Below are 18,710 nucleotides of genomic sequence, written 5' to 3'. Positions count from 1 at the left end.
AATTAATTGGTTAATAATTGGCTCACTGGATTTTTAATCACATGCAAACCATCGTTAATAAGTTTTTTATGATCTGATTCTTTTCCCGCTTTTATTTCCAGATAAACCTGGATTTCCTTTTCCAGCTGATGATAAATCTTCTTATGAAAAACAATCTCTAAAATCTCCAAAGCACAGAGCCAGTCTTGCCGGTGATTTCGTTTTAACTGATCGAAAATTTCAGTGAGTGCTTCCAGGTTTTCGCCACTTTCACGAATCTCTCTTACCTTTTTATACAATCGATGCAGTTGCAAAGTCTTTTCATCGTAAACAATTTGATGTGTTTTTTCTTCGCTGATTAATGTGATCTCTTCAAAAGCATCTTTATCTGCTGCACCATTAAATACAGAAACAATAGTCTCACCAACAGCCATGTCATAATTGCCCCACTCAGGTTTAAAAAGAATATTACCGTTGCGCTCGTTTACTGTACAATCTATAAATGTGATTAATATAACCTTTCCGTTTTCTCTTAAAATATCAGTAATTCTGCCATCAACCATGATGCCACTGTTAAAAACCATTTGGGTTCTACTGTCATTCTTGTTTCCTAATGTCCTGATTTCCTCATCGCTATAATCCTCTAATCGCTTTTTTGAGTCCTTTAGCTTTCCAACCGGAGAAGAAAACCCATCTGCATGATATTGTTTTCCATGACCAGGAAGCTGTTTGCCATTAAAGGCAAGGGCCGATGCGCCTGTTGTTTTGATAAAAGTAACATCGTCTGATAAACCAATACCCATATCAGTAATCACACCACTCACTTGTAAACCTGAGGAGTAAACAGCCGTTGTTACATTTTTACAGGCAATGGCCTTCATAATGCTTTCTGCTCCGCCACGGCGAAAGGCCATGGTATCAGCAAATTGTTCCAATACATCAATTAGGTTCTGGAAAGTTTCTGTAACGAAAAGTTGAGGCTGCGTTTTAGTGATATCGTATTGATAATTGATGGTATCTATGTTGTACCATAATTTTTCAACTTCCTTGTTCATACAAGAAGCACTTTCTCCAATGGATGAAAGCAAACCTGCACCATAAATCTTTGGATCTTCCAGCGTCCCAATTAAACCGTATTCAACAGTCCACCAGTGTAATCGACCAAGCAAAGCCATTTCAGAAGGCTCACCCATATTTTCGCTGATCATACGCAACGCCTTTTCTGCCTTAGCTATTTGATATTCATCTGCATCAATTGCCTCCTTTAATATGGATAACTTTCTAATGGCTTCATATAGTTCAAAATCTTTTGCAGAAAACATCGCTTTAGCACCAATAGAGCCAAAATAGCTTAAGTAACTATTGTAATCCGTATCTGCAATAATAGGGGCATGGCCGGCACTTTCGTGAATAATATCCGGTGCTGGTGTATATTCAATGTGGTTAATTTGCCGGATATCTGCTGCAATAACCAGCACCCGATAGGCTTGATACTCCATAAAAGCAGCTGGTGGTATAAAGCCATCAACTGTAACGGCACCCCAACCAATTTTACCCAGGTTATCATTCATGGTTTGCAAATCGGGAATAAATTCGATGCTTAAACCTGCTCGCTGTAAACCTTTAATATATGGATAATAAGCCACATCCTTTAAATAGCTATAATTCTGACGCATGACGTAGCGCCATACGGCCTGATCTATCGGGGTGTATTTTTCGTAATTCTGATTAACAATAAATTGCTTTAAATGATTAGGTAATTTTGCTACCTGCGCATTATTAAAATCATTAAAATGGCTCATCGTGTTCATGAAAATAAGTTGGTTAATAGCTAAGTTATGATGTTAACCTTACCTAAACAAGAAAGCTGTTGCCAAAATTAACAGCCTGGCGTAATAAATGGTTTAAGCAGAATTTAAAGTATTAAAAATCTGGTTTAATGCTTCGGAGACTTTGGACTTTGGCCAAGTTTTTTTACACTAAAAGTGAAATAATGTTGGTATAAATAGCTAAACAAGGCCATTAATACCGAAACAGCTATTCTGGAAAGCATGGCCAGCGTTGGGTAATCCCTTAACAGTTCCAGTAAAAACTTAAGCAAAACATAGTTGGCAAGGATATTAATAAACTGAAGATTTAAAAAACGGAACAATTGAACACGTCCCTTTAATTCGCTATGTGTAAAAATGACATACTTGTTCAGCAAGAAACTTGTTGGAATGGCCACTGCATAATCTACCAGAAGAGATGCGGTTTCCCTTTGTAGTACGATAATCCCAAAGTTTACTTCTGACGTTTTAAAAATAAAAAAGTATGCAAAATAATAACTTAAAATGCCTAGTAGCAATGTGCCGCCGCCAGTTGCCAGATACCTGAAATTATGTGTAGAGATAAAACTTTTAAAAGGGGGATGAAAAAAATCTATAAAGGCGAGAATAACTTTACGCATTATGGTTTCAGGTAGTTTGGATGCAAAGGTAAATTAATTTTTATACTGTTGCTTTTACAAAATAAAAAGTATAACATTAGAATTACTCATTTGGCTAAAATCATTGTAATTTAAAAGTTTTCATTGGAAGGAAGATTCATTTTCGGGTTTGCAACATAATCAATCACTGCACACCAATGATAAGATGGATGTTGTTGGATGCTAATGCCCACAATGTTCAATTTGCTTTTCTGATCAAGAATAGTAAATCGATGGCCGAGCGATGGCACACCACAATCTAAAAGTAAATGACAAACAATGTCTAAACCATCTGAATAACCAAAATCGATATTTTCACTCATGGTTTTGTTTGGGTAATACCTGGAAATTCTTTTTGAAAACTTGTCGCCGTTACTGCTTTCATGTGTATCCAAATTATTTTTGTTTAAATCCATTGCATGGTTACGACTTACCGTTGATAATTTCTCATCTGAATAAAACATGGGCAGATTTTTTATGCCACGCAAATGCGTGAGTAACGATAAATAATAAGGGTTGTTTTTCGAAATTTTAAGGTCATTGTAATTGCGGTACTTGCGGACTTTTGAATTATAATCGCTGATGTAATCTTCTAAAAAAGTATCGTAAAATTTTTCCCCGTCAATGCGTACTAAATTCATATACAGCACAATGTTTTTCTCTTCATAAGTTAAATAAGGAGCATTTGCTGCGGTATTAGCTTTTCGGAACTCAGCATCGGTCCATTTTTGAGCCATTGCCCCGTTTACAAAACATAGGGATAAAAATATAGGGAGAAGTATTTTTCGCATCGCATGGCTTTGGTGGATAACGCCATTTGATTTTATTTATTTCCTCTGCTTCAAAATAACCACCAAGCTACAGCGCATTAGGTATAGAATGATGCTTCCGTATCTTGGTGGTTAATTTATGGGAAATGTTTATAAAAACATACCACCAGAAGCTTCAATGCGCTGTGCATTAATCCATCTGGCTTCTTCCGTACAAAGAAATGCAACTACACCACCAATATCATCTGGTAAACCAACCCGACCTAATGCTGTTTGAGCTGCAATTCCGGCATTCATTTGTTCGTTATCTCTAACTACACCGCCGCCAAAGTCAGTTTCTATGGCACCAGGAGCAATAATATTTGATCTGATTCCTCTTGCACCCAATTCTTTTGCCTGATATCGGGTTAAGGTTTCCATAGCACCTTTCATTGCCCCGTAAGCTGCATAGCCAGGTAAAGAGAAGCGGGCTAATCCTGATGATATATTAATAATCGCACCACCATCATGCAGAATAGGTAAAACTTTTTGTGTCAGAAAAAACGGACCTTTAAATTGGATATTAACCAAAGTATCGAATTGATCTTCTGTAGTTTCTTCAAATGATGCATGGATACCAATACCTGCGTTATTTACGATGAAATCAATTTTATCAGCATTAAAAACAGTATTCAATGTTGACTTTACTTCAGTAATAAAAGGATTAAAAGTTTTACTGTCTGCTACATCAAGTTGCAATGCTGCTGCATTTACGCCGAGCTGCTTAATTTCCTCAACAGTATTTTCAGCATCTTCTTTTTTGGTTTGATAGGTAACAATCACATCAATACCTTTTTCGGCGATTTTAATCGCAGCATTTTTTCCTAGTCCACGGCTGCCGCCAGTAACCAAAGCAATTTTATTTTGTTTTTCCATGTTCTTTTAATTTGATAAACAAAGTTAAATGGAAAGTGATGGAAAAAATGGTGACAGCTTAAGTATTATGCAGTAATTATTTCTTTATCTAACAAAGACATTAAATATGCTTCCCGGTATTGCTTAGGTGTTTGGCCGGCAAAATGTTTAAAAAACTTAGTGAAATTTGAAGGATCGTAAGTTAAACTTCTGGCGATTTCTGAAATGGGCGTGTTTGCATTTTGTAACATGGATTTCGAAATTTCCATCAAACGTTCTTCGAAAAAAAAACATGGAGAATATCCGGTAGCTTCTTTTATGGTATTACTGAAGTGGGTTGGATGAACATGAAGTAATTCAGCAAAATCCCTAACCTCGAACATTTCTGTTGTTCTGCCAGAAACAATATCATCAAGATGTTTATCTAATTCTTTCAAATAATCAGCCGTAATTTCATGGCGGCGGGCAAAGAATTTTTGAGGAAGTTTCATCTAACTATATAATTAAGGACGAAACAAAGGTAATTTACAAATAATCAGTTTAAACACTAAAAATGTAATCATAGCCTTTTTGACTTTTGAATTACCGCTAAAAATCAGATTTAGTTTTAAAACAATTTATGAAGGCCACTAATCATGGAATTCATCAACTTACGAAATTTCGGAGACCTGAGCGCAGAAGAATTTCGTCAGTTTAACGATAAAACCTTATTGGACATCATTGGTTGGCGAGCCAACAAACAAAAAAAAGTCGCAGGTTTTGACCTGCGACTAAATATAATAACCTAACTAAGGTATCCTTAGGTTTCTAAGGTGGTCAAAGTAAGGTGGTAAAATTATGCGAGTAACGTCTTCCAGCTTACTGCCTTACCAATAATATCGCCTAAATCTGCAATAGCTACACGTTCTTGCTCCATGCTGTCGCGATGACGGATGGTAACGGTATTGTCTTCTAAACTCTGGTGATCTATCGTTAAACAAAATGGTGTACCAATGGCATCCTGACGGCGGTAACGTTTACCTATGGCATCTTTTTCTTCATAAATACAATTGAAATCGAATTTTAAAGTATCCATAATTTCTCGTGCTTTTTCTGGTAAACCATCTTTCTTGGTTAGCGGGAAAACAGCCACTTTATATGGTGCAAGAGCAGGGTGCAGGCGTAATAGTGTACGGCTGTCCTGTTTATCTGCTGTACTCAAATCCTGCTCCTCAAAAGCATTAATCATGGTTAGCAAAAACATCCGATCTAAACCAATTGAAGTTTCGATTACATAAGGAACATAATTTCCATAAGGTTTACCCTCTTCGTTTAAATCATTATCGAAGTATTGCATTTTCTTACCCGAAAACTCCTGGTGCTGTGTTAAATCGAAATCTGTACGGCTGTGAATACCTTCTACTTCTTTAAATCCAAAAGGGAATTCAAACTCAATATCAGTTGCCGCATTAGCGTAATGTGCCAATTTAACGTGATCATGATAGCGGTATTTCTCAGGAGATGTTCCTAAAGCTTTATGCCATTTTAAACGGGCATCTTTCCAGTATTCAAACCATTTTTTATCCTCACCAGGGCGAACAAAAAATTGCATTTCCATTTGTTCAAATTCACGCATGCGCATAATGAACTGACGGGCAATAACCTCGTTTCTGAAAGCTTTACCAATTTGTGCAATTCCAAAAGGAATTTTCATCCTTCCTGATTTCTGCACATTCAAAAAGTTTACAAAAATACCCTGCGCTGTCTCCGGACGAAGATAAACTTCATCGCTTCCTTCTGCCATGGCACCAAATTGTGTGCTAAACATCAGGTTAAACTGGCGAACATCTGTCCAGTTAGACGTTTTAGAAATTGGGCAAATAACTTTATAGCCAACAATTAAATCCTTCAACTGCGCTAAGTTTTCTGATTTAAGCGCTAAGTTCATTTCTACTTCAAGTGCTAAACCTTTTTTAACAAATCTCCAGCTGGCTTCATCTACAAATGGATATTTTGCATTATCCAAAATTCCATCTTCATCCTTAAAACTTGGAATCCAACTGGCTTGTCCTTCATCACTTAAACCTAATATTTCTTGTTGAAATTCTTCAAATTTGGCCTTGTTTTCTGCACTGAAATTTGCCAATTCTGAATATAGTTCATCAATTTTGTTTTCCAGCAACTGGTCTGCACGGTAGCGTTTGTTGGAATCCTTGTTATCAATCATCGGATCGTTAAATCCATCTACGTGACCACTTGCTTTCCAAACTTTAGGATGCATAAAAATTGCAGAATCTATCCCTACAATATTTTCATGCATCTGTACCATGGCTTTCCACCAGTAAGATTTAATATTATTTTTTAACTCGGCACCCAATTGTCCGTAGTCATAAACAGCACTTAAGCCATCATATATTTCGCTGCTTTGAAATACGAATCCGTATTCTTTTGCATGTGAGATTACATTTTTAAATTGTTCGTCGTTATTCTTTTGAGCCATAATGGAGGCAAATATAATAAATAAGGTAAAAGGTGAGCGGTAAAAGGTAAAAGGTTTTTGAGTGAGATGTTTATGTGGTTTAGAAAAGCCCTTTAAGAAATTTAGGGATAAAGCAATTTTAATGTTAATCGTTTTCTACGGCCCCGCTGTACACTTTACTTCGTTGCACTTCATGTTCGCTGCCATCGGGTTTAGGTGGCAAAAATTGTAAATCTCTTTGCGTTTTAACGCATGGAGTTAAGAATTCCATTTCACACTCTACATCATCCATTTTTTCCTATTTTTGAAACATGAAATTCCATCATCTCCTTTTACTCGTTTTCACATTCTTATTTGCTTCATGCAAACAGGATGAAAAAGTTTATCACTATATTAAATTTAAAAATACCGCACAATTATATCAGTTTTTGAAGTGGACACCAGAAAATCGATACCCATTAATCAGTGCGCACCGGGGTGGGCCAATGCCTGGTTTCCCGGAAAATTGCATTGAAACTTTTGAAAACGCAACACAGTATAATCCAATGGTAATTGAATTTGATATTGCTTACAGCAAAGATTCAGTGATGGTGATTATGCATGATGATCAACTAGACAGAACCTCAACAGGAAAAGGACCGATTGGAAATTATACTTATGAACAACTGAGAGCACTTAACCTGAAAGATAATGATGGTAAAGAAACCAGTTTCAAAATCCCTACTTTAGATAGCGTATTGAGCTGGAGTAAAGGAAAAGTGCTGCTCACAATCGACTTAAAAAAGGGCGTTTCTTATGCTAAAGTGATTGAAAAAGTAAGGCAATATAAAGTAGAAAGCAATTCAATTATTATCACTTATAATGCGAATCAGGCGCAGGAAGTTCATCGCCTTGCACCTGAACTCATGATTTCTGCATCAGTTCAGAAAAAATCAGATTTAAAAAGACTTAACGATTTAGGGATACCGAATAATAGAATTGTTGCCTTTGTGGGGGTTTCAGCTCCCGATAAGGAATTTTATCAGTTTCTGCATGGTAAAGGAATTACTACGATATTAGGAACAATGGGTAATATTGACAAAAGCGCAATAGCCAGTCCAGCCAGAAACATATACTATCATTTAATTAATAATGGAGCAGATATTTTATCAGGTGATAATTTGTCTCAGGCATCAGAACAGTTTAATAAATTTAGGTACAACAAAAAGCTGAGTTCAGATTATATAAACTAAATCTCTTGTCATTGTGGCGCAAAGCAATTACTGCTTTGTTACCAGGATCAAGACTGATTTAAAATTTTAAGGCCTTTAGGGTTAAATAAAAAACAAAAATGAGCATTTCAGTAAAGAATCTTTCCAAACATTACGATCAGCAAAAAGCTGTTGATTCAATTAGTTTTGAAGCACATCCTGGACGTATTTTAGGATTTCTTGGTCCGAATGGTGCAGGTAAATCTACCACCATGCGCATGTTAACTGGTTATTTGATGCCAACATCTGGCAATGCCGAAGTTTCAAATCAAAATATTATTAGCCAGCCTATTGAAGCTAAAAAGCATATTGGTTATTTACCCGAAAATACACCGCTTTACACTGAAATGTATGTTAAAGAGTTTCTCCGTTTTGTTGGAGAGACCTATAAATTAAATAACATCGCAAATCGGGTTAATGAGGTGATTAAACTCGTTGGTTTAACGCCCGAACAACACAAGAAGATAGGGATGCTATCTAAAGGTTATCGCCAAAGGGTAGGGCTGGCACAAGCCATTATTCATAATCCTGATGTTTTAATCCTGGATGAGCCTACTTCCGGGCTTGATCCTAACCAATTGGTGGATATTCGTGCTTTAATTAAAGAATTAGGAAAAAATAAAACCGTAATTATTTCTACGCACATTATGCAAGAGGTTGAAGCCATTTGTGATGACATTATCATTATCAATAAAGGTAAAATTGTAGCCAATGATTCACTTAAAGGCATTAAAAAAGCATATCATCAAGACTCACTGGAAGAAATTTTCAGAAAACTTACTGCCTGATTTAGATTTAAGTTAACTAATAGATTTTTATTTATTAATCCAGTGTTGATCTGCTTTTAAGGTTTTTTTCATAACTTTCTTTCCTCTAAAATAACTTATGAAAAAGCTCTTCACTACACTATCTATCCTGGTAATATCTTTTTGTGCATTCTCCCAAACCAATCAGGTTAAATTTGGCATCAAGGCTGGCGTTACTTTTCCAACCATATCTGCTAATGGCGGTGCATCTGCCTATGATGGACCTGAACCTCCGGATTATAAAACGAATACATCTTTTTATTTAGGTGGTACAGTTGATATACCTGTTTCGGCAGTATTTTCTATTCAACCAGGTTTAACATTAATTGGAAAAGGAGGTAAAGCCCAGGTTTATAATTCAAATTTTGAACCTGGATCAAATCTATATATTTTCGAAGGTTCCTATAAATTAAATACAATGTATTTAGAAATTCCTGTAAATGCAGTTTTTAGTTTTAATATTGGTGATGGTAATATCTTTTTTGGAGCTGGCCCGTATTATGGATTTGGAATAGGCGGTAAAATAAAATTAGATGGTGTTGAAACTAGGGGAGATATTAAGGCAAATGAAAAATCAGCGCGAAACGTTAAATTTGGAAATGATGAAGATTTTAAAAGAGGAGATTTTGGACTTAACTTTTTAGCAGGTTATCAATTAAAAAATGGATTTAATATTCATGCGGGTTATGGCTTGGGTTTAACGACAATAACTGGCGAAAATATCAGGTTTTACCAAGAAAAAAACAGGGTATTATCAGTTGGTATTGGCTTCTCATTTTAAGAAGTACAAATAAATGTTATCGGTTAACAATGATACCTATAGTAAAGTTCTTTAACACGATTACCAACTTCGCTTCATTAATATGCCCGAATATTTAATTAACTTCGGCGTTTTAACGTGGTATGTACGCAGTTTTTAGACGCGAATTATTCAGTTTTTTAAGTTCAATGGTGGCTTACATCACCATTGGTATTTTCTTGCTTATTTCCGGGCTGTTGCTCTGGTTTTTTCCAGATACTTCAATTTTGGATTATGGCTATGCAGAAATGGGTGGTTTCTTTAGCCTGGTGCCCTATTTGTTTATGTTTTTAATTCCAGCCATTACCATGAGATCCTTTGCCGAAGAACGTAGGGAAGGAACATACGAACTACTGATCACCAGGCCCATTACAGTTTCTCAGATTATTGTTGCGAAGTTTTTAGCCAGCCTGGTGTTGGTGTTTTTCTCTTTGATTCCAACATTGGTTTATTATTATTCCATTTCAAAATTAGGTTTTCCTGAAGGAAATATTGATACAGGAGCAGTAATTGGTTCCTATATAGGTCTATTTTTTCTAGGAGCAGCTTTCACCGCGATAGGTATTTTTGCTTCTGCGCTAACCAAAAACCAGGTGATTGCTTTTGTCATTTGTGCAGCTTTATGTGCCTTTGCATTTTTAGGTTTTGATTATACCAGTCAGTTGCCCTTTTTGCAAAATTTCCAAAATAGTATTTTAAGCTTCGGAATAAATCAACACTACACCTCAATGAGTAGGGGGGTATTAGATACCCGAGATTTAATCTACTTCATTACCCTTACCATGCTTTTATTAGTGTTCACTAAAGTGATAATAGGAGGGAAACGATCATGAAGAAAGGGAATAAATTACTGAATTTATTATGGGTATTGGCCATTATTGTTGCAGTTAACATTCTTGGGCAATATTTTTTTTATCGTTTTGACTTTACTACTGATAAACGATTTACTTTAAGCGATAAAACGAAATCCATACTGGCTAAAAATAAAAAGCCTATCGTGGTTACTGTCTTTTTAGATGGTGAGTTGCCACCAGCTTTTAAGCGCCTTCAGGCTGCTGTAAATGATATCTTAACAGATTATAAGGCCTATTCAAATGCAGATTTAAAAATTGTTTTTGTAGATCCGCTGGCTGGACTGAATCAGTCAGATCAGGATACGGTGATCAATAATCTTTATGAAAGGGGAATTGAAGCGACCAATTTAAGCGTTAAAACTGATGCAGGGCTCACACAAAAATTAGTGTATCCCATGGCCATGATCGAAACAGACAATAAGGAGTTTCCCGTTAAGCTATTCCAGAATTTAGATACACGTGGCAGTTATGAAGACAACATTAACCGGGCCATTGAAAACCTGGAATATGTTTTCACTGCAAGTTTAAAAAAAGTGATTGATGGAAGAAATCCACGGATTGGATTTACCGAATCAAACGGAGAACTGAATGATTTACAAGTTGGGGATGCCATTCGTTCGCTTTCTACGAGCTATGAAGTTGGCCGTGTAGATTTAAATACCATTGATAAGGCGGGTTTGGATAAGTTGAACATGATGATTATTGCTAAGCCGACCAAGCCATTTTCGGAAACTCAAAAATACAAAATCAATTATTTTGTGATGAATGGGGGGCGTGTACTATGGAGTATTGATCAGGTAAAAGCAGAGCTGGATAGTTTGAGGCAACATAGTGGACAGATGGCCACCAATAGTAACCTAAACCTTGATGACATGCTTTTTATGTATGGAGCAAGAATTAACTATAACCTGATTGCTGATCCGGCAAATTGTGCCGAAATTCCAGTTTCGACAGGTATGGTGGGGGGACAAAGCCAAATGAATTTATTGCCATGGATTTATTATCCCATTTTACTGCCGGATACGAGCCAAAGCGTGGTGAAAAAGTTAGATGGGGTGAAGTCTGAATTTCCAAGTACAGTAGATAGTATCGGTGTTAAAGGATTAAAAAAGTCATTCATTCTTAATACTTCCGCCTTTAACAAGGTTTATACTACACCCAAACCGTTTAGTTTACAAATGATCAGCGAGCAATTAGACCCAAGGGCATTTCAAAGTGTGCCACAGCATGTCGGTTTAATAATGGAAGGTAGTTTCCCATCTGTATTTGCTGGCAGGCCATTGCCGGATGGAATCTCTGCACCGTTTACCTCAGATTTAAAAAGTAAACTAACAAAAATGATTGTTATTGGCGATGGTGATGTTTTTAAGAACCAGGTATCAGAAAGAGATCATTCGCCTTTTCCTTTAGGATTTGATCGCTTTAGTCAGAGAACTTATGGCAACAAGGCATTGCTGTTAAATATTGTTGATTATTTTACAGATGAAGATAACCTGATCGTTCTTAGAAATAAGGAAGTAAAAATAAGGTTGCTGGATAAATCTAAAATAAAACTTGAAAAAGCCAGGTGGCAATTCATTAATATTGTAGTTCCTTTGTTATTGTTAATATTCTTTGCGATTTTTCAACATTATTACCGCAAATACAAGTACGCTAAATAATTTTTATATTTTTGAAGAAGACTAAATGATATCATGAGATTTATTGTATCCACATCAACTTTATTAAAACACCTACAAACTGTAAATGGTGCATCAAGCAGCAGTACAGTTTTACCTATACTAGAAAATTTTCTTTTCGAAATTAAAGAGGGAAACTTAACGATCTCAGCTACCGATTTACAAACCAGCATGACTACCTCATTAGCTGTAGAATCGAAGGAAGAAGGTAAAGTGGCTGTTCCATCAAAAATTTTATTAGATACCCTTAAAACATTACCAGATCAACCAATTGCTTTCAATATTGATGACAGTACTTTCGCAATTGAAATTAGCGCTGGTGATGGTAAGTATAAATTAAGTGGTGAAAACGGTGATGATTTTCCTAAAATTCCAATCGTTGAAAATGCTTCTTCGGTAAATTTACCAGCATCCGTTTTAACAGAAGCCATTACTAAAACAATTTTTGCGGTTAGTAATGATGAGTTGCGTCCGGCCATGACAGGTGTATTTTGTCAGCTATCTCCTCAACACATTACCTTCGTAGCAACTGATGCCCATAAATTGGTTCGTTATCGCCGTATGGATAGCAAAGCTGATAAAGCGACATCATTTATTCTTCCTAAAAAAGCACTAACACTTTTAAAGGCTGCATTGCCATCAACAGATATTAATGTATCAGTAGATTATAATGCAACAAGTGCATTTTTTAAGTTTGATAACATTAATTTAGTGTGTCGTTTAATAGACGAACGCTATCCAGATTATGAAGCAGTGATTCCTCAAAATAATCCTAATAAATTAGTAATTGATAGAGGCTTGTTTCTAAACACCCTCCGCAGGGTAGTTATCTTTGCTAATAAAACTACACACCAGGTTAGGTTAAAAATTAACGGTAGCGAACTTAATATCTCTTCTGAAGATTTAGATTTCGCTAATGAAGCGCATGAGCGTTTAAGCTGCCAATATGATGGTGAAGACCTTGAAATTGGATTTAATGCTCGTTTTTTAATTGAAATGCTAACCAATTTAAGTGGCGATGAAGTTACTTTAGAACTTTCAACACCAAACCGGGCTGGCTTATTGATTCCTCAAACTAACGATGAAAATGAAGATGTGCTGATGTTAGTGATGCCAGTAATGTTAAATAATAGCTACTAGTCTACTAAGATTTTAGTTAAATATAAAAAATGGCTTGGTTTTTGACCGAGCCATTTTTGTTTATAACCAAACCAACCAATATGAAAAGCCATTCTACTTTCTCTCTCTCCTTTATTTTTTTGGCATCTTTAATCTTTATTTCTTTTTATTCTTGTAAAAAAACTGATCCAAACGTAGAGGTTAAAGGTGAATCAAAAGTGAAGTTAGTGAATGCTATTCAAGCAGATGCAGTTCAGGATATTTTTATTGATGATGAAAAGCTTTCAAATGCGGCACTTGCTTTTTCAGAATCAACAGATTATATGAAGCTGGTTTCTGGAAGCAGAGATGTTAAATTTATAGGCAATAGTAGAGTTGAAACAAAAGCTTCTATAAAATATACACCATCAATTACCTATACTACCTTTTTGATCAGCGACCGTTCGGGAGCCAGGGAAATTGTATCTTATGAAGACAACTTAAGTAATACAGAATCTGGAAAAGCCAAAATTAAACTCATCAACCTAACGCCATATTTCACAACAGGTATTAATGTAAGTGTGCAAGCCGGATCACTCTTTGTAAATGGATTACAGTATAAAGAAGCTTCAAGTTATTTTTCTGTGGATGCTGATTTAAACCTAAGGTATAACGTAGTGGGATCTGGAATTACCAAAACATTAGATAATTCTAACTTTCAGGCAGGTAAAATTTATACCATTTGGTTCAGTGGCAATACAAGTGCAACTTTGCAGGCACATGTCATCGCAGATAATTAATTATCAGTTTTATATGCTTTCTCTTATCTTTACGTTTTAATTGAGTTATACCTGTTTATGAAGAATAAATTTTTCCTATTTCCTAAATTGTTTCTTTTATCCTTGGCAACAATTTGTATTAGTTCCTGTATAAAAAATGATAATTTTATTAAGGGTGATGCAAAAATCAGGATATTTCAAGCTTCTATTCTAGATACCACTCAAAATTTTTTCCTTAACGGCCGGCAGTTGGGATCATCAACTACTTATGGTACAAATAGCAGCTATATTGTAGAGCCCGGAGATTCATCTTATAAAATTAGTTCGAGAATTTTAGCTTCTACGTCTGATCTGGCTAGTCTGGATAACCAGCAATTGTCAATTGGTAAAAATTATTCAGTTTTTCTTACCAAAGATAAAGCTTCATCGCCATCAAGTTTGATGTTTATGGAAGATGATGTTAAAATTGGTACTGATAGTACAAAACTGGTATTTTTAAACCTAGGTTATACACTGGGTTCGCCAGTTTTGGTAACAGATACAGGTAAAGCTTTTTCGCCATTTAGCCTGGCTTATGGTGAAAAATTTACCCGCAAAATTAAGGTAAATAAATCAACGAAGATTTCGTTCACTATCACGAGTGTAACTCCTACAAATCCTAAGCCTGTTGTTACCGTTCTGGATTCGACGACATTATTAAATGGAAAAATTTATACCGTATTAATTGATGGTTCGAAGGTAGGGGATTTACAAAAACGTTTAGTTGCAAACAACTAATAAATTAAATTCAGTTATCGCTCGTTAATCATTTTCATATTCATACTTTTGCCCAAAATTAGATATATTGGACTTACTACATCAACTTCTGGATTTCATACTTCATATAGACGTTCATCTGGCACAAATCGTTAACGATTATCAAACCTGGACTTACTTAATTCTATTTCTGATCATTTTCGCCGAAACGGGTTTAGTTGTTTTACCATTTTTACCTGGCGATTCCTTGCTTTTTGCAATGGGGGCATTAATTGCTGGCGAACATGAAACAGGACTAAGCATTTGGTTAATGTTAGTGATATTAATTGTAGCTGCTATTTTAGGAAATACTGTAAACTTTAAACTCGGAAGCGTATTAGGAGCTGGCGTATTTAAAGAAAAGAATAAAATTCTTAAATTAAAGTATTACGAACAATCTCATGAGTTTTTTGAAAAACATGGAGGTAAAGCCATTATTTTTAGTCGCTTTTTGCCAATTTTCAGAACTATTGCACCTTTTGTAGCAGGAATTGCTAAAATGCCATTTGGCCGGTTTACCTACTTTAACATCATTGGTGGTGTAGCATGGATTGTCGCCCTACTATTGGGTGGTTATGTATTGGGACAGATTCCAGTCATTAAAAATAATTTTGAACTTGTTATTGTGTTTATCGCAGTAGTTACTTTCGTGCCTGCAATATGGGCTGCTGTTAAAAGCAGGCTTCAACCAAAGAAAATCGAAGAGATTATTGAAGGAGAGGATAAAAAATAAATTAAAAACAGCAGCGGCGAGAATTTTCTCGCCGCTGCTGTTTAAACTAAATTTCTCTTCCAATAATTAAACCTTGCTGATATTTCCTTTCTGCATCTGATTCCTCTTCTTTTATCTCTGGTTCAAGTTCAATCTTAATTAGATTCTTTAACTCAGGCTGGCCGGCATCTACCCACGCAGAAAACCAAAAGTTTCCGATTTCCAATATGGCCGAACGCATCTGTTTTTCTATCATATGGTTCATTTGATCATGATAGGTTTTTGAATACAGGCTAGAATACTGTTTTAAAACTACATTGTTCCGCTCAGAAAAACTGTACTTTTTATCTGAGGGAAATGAAGCGTTAAGTTTTGCCTCAAATGTTAAAACAGTATCTACCAAACTGTGTGTATGCCTGATTATCTTCCAGGCTTCTTTCAATGGATTTTCAATATAGCTGGCTTTACCCACAATGAAATTATAGTTAGTTGAAAATAATTCAGGCAAGCGGCTTTCCCAAAAGGCATGAATTCCAATCTGATGAGTGAGTTGTCCGTTATGATTAGAAGTGGTATGTAAAGGTACATGAGCATCGCCAATGTAGTGACCTAAGTCTGCAGAATATTTGAGGATTTTAATAGAATCCCTTGTTTTAAAAGCTTTAATTAAGCTATAATAGGTTCGCTGAATTTGCCAGGGAAGAATTCCGTTTGAATGCAAGGCCTTTGATCCGTATCTGGCCAGTGCATCGTTCCATTTTTCCGGAATACTATCTACCCAAGGCTCATAATTTTCTACATCAAGGTAGTGCCGGGGTGCTTCCAGCGTATCGGCATATCTGCGCTTATCAGGATCTACGGCATGCTCAGTTATATATTTGAGATTTTTTTTATAAAAACCAATCATGCCTGAAGGCAAGGTGAAAACTGCAAGGTTGTTGATTCTTTGGTGCGCAAAGAAGCCCCAGGACGTACATAGAAAAAAAGGGATGATTAACGCCAGTATTATCGTTAATCTTTTCATACCCTAATATAAAAAAAATATCGCTGGTAATTATTCTTAATTTAAATCAATTTCATTTCGATGGATATTGAAAATTTCTGACCCTATATTATTTAATTTTTCGCTGAATAACTCAAATCCATTATCCATAATGTAATTTCTTTCATTTTCAGTAATGGGGATCATCCATAAAATATTTACTTGACTATCCCGGTAATCATCAAGTTCTATATCTGGTAAATGATTTAAATGCTTTACCAGTACGACGGATGTAATTTTGGTATTGCTCAGAATATTAAATGTAATGGTATGTCCGTTCCCAAACCAGGAGATTCTTTTCCATGGAATGCTCGCCTGTCCGCTGATCCAACTTCCAATCAGGTTAAGTTCTTCCTGAGGTAAACCTGAGTCTAGGAGTAGGCCCAATTCGATTCTGTTAATCTCGTTAGGATGTTCACTATACATTTCTACACCCGGCATAGGTAGTAGTGATAGGCCTACGGTTACAAATACATCCTTCACTTCTCCTTTCTTCAAGAATAAGCCTCGTGGTGGCCATTCATTGCCATCTATAGCAAAATATTGATCGCTATTACCTAAATTATTTTCATACTGTTGAAGCAATTGAGGTTGAATAATTTGAAATGGATTAATTTCCTGATCCCACAATTGCCAGTATTCTTTTGCCTTTGCAATTCTTCCTAACAAAATATTAGAAGATTGAAGTTCCCAACAATATTCTCCTTCTCCAGCACAATCTCTGGCATAACCCGAAAAACCATTAATACCTGCCCATGATGGAATGATGGCTATAACTTCTCCCTTTTCCAGTAAAGCTGCGGCGTCTCCTTCTTCAAACCAAACAATTTCTAAATCGTCTATCTTTAAAGGCATTTGTCCTTCCGGAAACTTGCAGTATGCTTTGCTTAACATGGGTGGAACACCTTCCTCCATTTGTTTTAAATCTGTATCTATTGGTGCTTCATCCAGATTTCTGATCCAGCATGCTTTAACCCCGAAATCGGAATCTTCATCGCCCCACAAATAAAAATAAGCAACCTGATTATCCTGCTCAACAATAGCAGTAATCGGACAATTCGGACTTCTCAATTCTAAGAGTACTACTGGCTCTTCTCTTTTTGGAGAATCAGAGGAAAATAATTTTTTTAAAAAACTCATTTGATCATCTTAATTTTTAACATTTGAAATAAACCGGTTTAAAAGCGCAATAATCAAAGCGATTAAGATTTAAAGCAAGACCTTTTCACGATATGCATCAACTGTTCTGATTTATTTCTGTAAGGCTTTTCTAACAGCAGGTGCAATTTGATTTCCGAAGATCTCTATAGATTTCATCATGGCTGCATGAGATGGGCCACCGACATCCATATGTGCTGAGAAACGGGTTAAGCCAAACGTTTCTTCCATGGCTAAAATTTTATCAACGGATTCATTTACATCACCAATAATTAAAGCGCCATCAGGGCTCCTGCCAGCTTCAAACTGATTTCTTTGGAATGGGGCCCAGCCACGGGTTTTTCCAATCCTGTTCATTTGAGCTGAATATAATGGGTAATAATAATCTGATATTTCCTGGCTATTTTCTCCGAATAAGGAATGCATGTGTACGCCAACTTCAAACTTAGCCATGTCATGTCCATAAGCCTGATAAACCTTTTTGTAGTAGTCGAAAAGTGGCTTAAATTGATTTGGTTGACCACCAATGATTGCAAACATTACGGGTAAGCCTAATCTACCGGCGCGTTCTACAGATTGTGGCGTTCCACCAACAGCAACCCAGATTTTAAGATGATCATTTACTGCCCTGGGAAGGATCTCCTGATTGACCAATCCTGCTCTGAATTTTCCATTCCAATTAATTTTTGGAGTGCTATTAATCTTTAAGAGTAATTCGAGTTTTTCTTCGTAAAGTTCATCGTAATCCTGAAGATCGTAACCAAATAAAGGGAATGACTCTATGAAACTTCCACGACCTGCCATGAGCTCAGCCCTGCCGTTTGAAATTAAATCTATAGTTGCAAAATTCTGGTATAATTTAACAGGATCTGAAGAACTTAAAACAGAAACTGCACTGCTTAATTTGATATTTTTAGTGACTGTAGCTGCTGCAGCTAAAATAATCTCCGGACTGGAAACCGCATAATCAGGGCGATGGTGCTCACCAATACCATAAAAATCAAGACCAACCTGGTCCATCAATTTAATTTCTTCTATAATTTCCTGAAGCCTTTGTTGTGCGGGTTGAACTTCTCCTTTTGCATTAATTTGCAAATCACCGAACATACCAATACCTAATTCCATAATGCTAAAATTTATTACAAACCTATAAGATCTTAAAGACTTTAT

Annotated in this window: 18 protein-coding genes; 9 read left to right on the top strand and 9 right to left on the bottom strand. The window is 36.0% G+C overall.

Translation table 11 applies throughout. The features are described 5' to 3' along the window. Positions 1-2: 2 nt before the first annotated feature. From AN34_RS20565 to AN34_RS20540, 6 genes are all read right to left on the bottom strand, one after another. The gene (locus tag AN34_RS20565; RefSeq protein ID WP_029288815.1) at positions 3-1,781 is read right to left on the bottom strand and encodes an aromatic amino acid hydroxylase; all 1,779 of its coding nucleotides are present in this window, start codon (positions 1,779-1,781) and stop codon (positions 3-5) included. A 134-nt stretch (positions 1,782-1,915) separates the two neighbouring features. Next, positions 1,916-2,428 carry a GtrA family protein gene (locus tag AN34_RS20560; RefSeq protein WP_029288813.1) on the bottom strand — a complete coding sequence of 171 codons (513 nt, stop codon included), beginning with the start codon at positions 2,426-2,428 and terminating at the stop codon, positions 1,916-1,918. 110 nt (positions 2,429-2,538) lie between these two features. Beyond that, positions 2,539-3,237, bottom strand: a complete 699-nt coding sequence (locus AN34_RS20555) for a CAP domain-containing protein (protein WP_029288811.1) — start codon at positions 3,235-3,237, stop codon at positions 2,539-2,541. Positions 3,238-3,366: 129 nt separating this feature from the next. Then, the gene (locus tag AN34_RS20550) at positions 3,367-4,131 is read right to left on the bottom strand and encodes an SDR family NAD(P)-dependent oxidoreductase (RefSeq protein WP_029288810.1); all 765 of its coding nucleotides are present in this window, start codon (positions 4,129-4,131) and stop codon (positions 3,367-3,369) included. A 65-nt stretch (positions 4,132-4,196) separates the two neighbouring features. Continuing rightward, positions 4,197-4,601, bottom strand: coding sequence for an AraC family transcriptional regulator (locus AN34_RS20545; RefSeq protein ID WP_029288809.1), 405 nt, complete (start codon positions 4,599-4,601; stop codon positions 4,197-4,199). Positions 4,602-4,945: 344 nt separating this feature from the next. Then, positions 4,946-6,589 (bottom strand): glycine--tRNA ligase, encoded by a 1,644-nt coding sequence (locus AN34_RS20540; protein ID WP_029288808.1) that lies wholly within the window; start codon positions 6,587-6,589, stop codon positions 4,946-4,948. Between the two features lie 290 nt (positions 6,590-6,879). On the opposite strand from AN34_RS20540, the gene AN34_RS20535 reads away from it, so the two are divergent. From AN34_RS20535 to AN34_RS20495, 9 genes are all read left to right on the top strand, one after another. Then, the gene (locus AN34_RS20535) at positions 6,880-7,800 is read left to right on the top strand and encodes a glycerophosphodiester phosphodiesterase family protein (RefSeq protein ID WP_029288806.1); all 921 of its coding nucleotides are present in this window, start codon (positions 6,880-6,882) and stop codon (positions 7,798-7,800) included. 98 nt (positions 7,801-7,898) lie between these two features. Then, complete coding sequence (locus AN34_RS20530; RefSeq protein ID WP_029288804.1) at positions 7,899-8,606, top strand: ATP-binding cassette domain-containing protein; 708 nt, start codon at positions 7,899-7,901, stop codon at positions 8,604-8,606. A gap of 97 nt (positions 8,607-8,703) precedes the next feature. Further along, positions 8,704-9,405 (top strand): outer membrane beta-barrel protein, encoded by a 702-nt coding sequence (locus tag AN34_RS20525; RefSeq protein ID WP_029288802.1) that lies wholly within the window; start codon positions 8,704-8,706, stop codon positions 9,403-9,405. A gap of 122 nt (positions 9,406-9,527) precedes the next feature. Beyond that, positions 9,528-10,256 (top strand): gliding motility-associated ABC transporter permease subunit GldF, encoded by a 729-nt coding sequence (gene gldF / locus AN34_RS20520; protein ID WP_029288800.1) that lies wholly within the window; start codon positions 9,528-9,530, stop codon positions 10,254-10,256. After that, positions 10,253-11,938, top strand: a complete 1,686-nt coding sequence (gldG, locus tag AN34_RS20515; RefSeq protein ID WP_029288798.1) for a gliding motility-associated ABC transporter substrate-binding protein GldG — start codon at positions 10,253-10,255, stop codon at positions 11,936-11,938. The genes gldF and gldG overlap by 4 nt, the downstream gene beginning before the upstream one ends. A gap of 33 nt (positions 11,939-11,971) precedes the next feature. Beyond that, positions 11,972-13,096 (top strand): DNA polymerase III subunit beta, encoded by a 1,125-nt coding sequence (gene dnaN, locus AN34_RS20510; RefSeq protein WP_029288796.1) that lies wholly within the window; start codon positions 11,972-11,974, stop codon positions 13,094-13,096. A gap of 80 nt (positions 13,097-13,176) precedes the next feature. Beyond that, positions 13,177-13,854, top strand: a complete 678-nt coding sequence (locus AN34_RS20505; protein WP_197285574.1) for a DUF4397 domain-containing protein — start codon at positions 13,177-13,179, stop codon at positions 13,852-13,854. A 102-nt stretch (positions 13,855-13,956) separates the two neighbouring features. Further along, a complete protein-coding gene (locus AN34_RS20500; protein ID WP_157263374.1) occupies positions 13,957-14,610 on the top strand; it encodes a DUF4397 domain-containing protein in 654 nt (217 codons plus the stop codon). Between the two features lie 67 nt (positions 14,611-14,677). Next, complete coding sequence (locus AN34_RS20495; protein WP_036677761.1) at positions 14,678-15,361, top strand: DedA family protein; 684 nt, start codon at positions 14,678-14,680, stop codon at positions 15,359-15,361. Between the two features lie 46 nt (positions 15,362-15,407). Here the strand turns inward: AN34_RS20495 and AN34_RS20490 are convergent, their stop codons facing one another. The 3 genes from AN34_RS20490 to AN34_RS20480 all read right to left on the bottom strand — a co-directional run bounded on the left by AN34_RS20490 (position 15,408) and on the right by AN34_RS20480 (position 18,665). After that, positions 15,408-16,364: a zinc dependent phospholipase C family protein gene (locus AN34_RS20490; RefSeq protein ID WP_029288788.1), complete on the bottom strand. Its 957-nt coding sequence runs from the start codon at positions 16,362-16,364 to the stop codon at positions 15,408-15,410. A 36-nt stretch (positions 16,365-16,400) separates the two neighbouring features. Then, on the bottom strand, positions 16,401-17,522 hold the full coding sequence (locus AN34_RS20485) for a suppressor of fused domain protein (RefSeq protein ID WP_051666768.1): 1,122 nt from the start codon (positions 17,520-17,522) through the stop codon (positions 16,401-16,403). A gap of 111 nt (positions 17,523-17,633) precedes the next feature. Next, positions 17,634-18,665: an Atu2307/SP_0267 family LLM class monooxygenase gene (locus AN34_RS20480; protein WP_029288784.1), complete on the bottom strand. Its 1,032-nt coding sequence runs from the start codon at positions 18,663-18,665 to the stop codon at positions 17,634-17,636. Positions 18,666-18,710: the final 45 nt, after the last annotated feature.

This window comes from Pedobacter sp. R20-19, assembly GCF_000708265.2.
In the GTDB taxonomy this organism is placed as follows: domain Bacteria; phylum Bacteroidota; class Bacteroidia; order Sphingobacteriales; family Sphingobacteriaceae; genus Pedobacter.
Note: the sequence above shows the minus strand (reverse complement) of the source record. Positions and strands in the feature narration are given on the sequence as shown.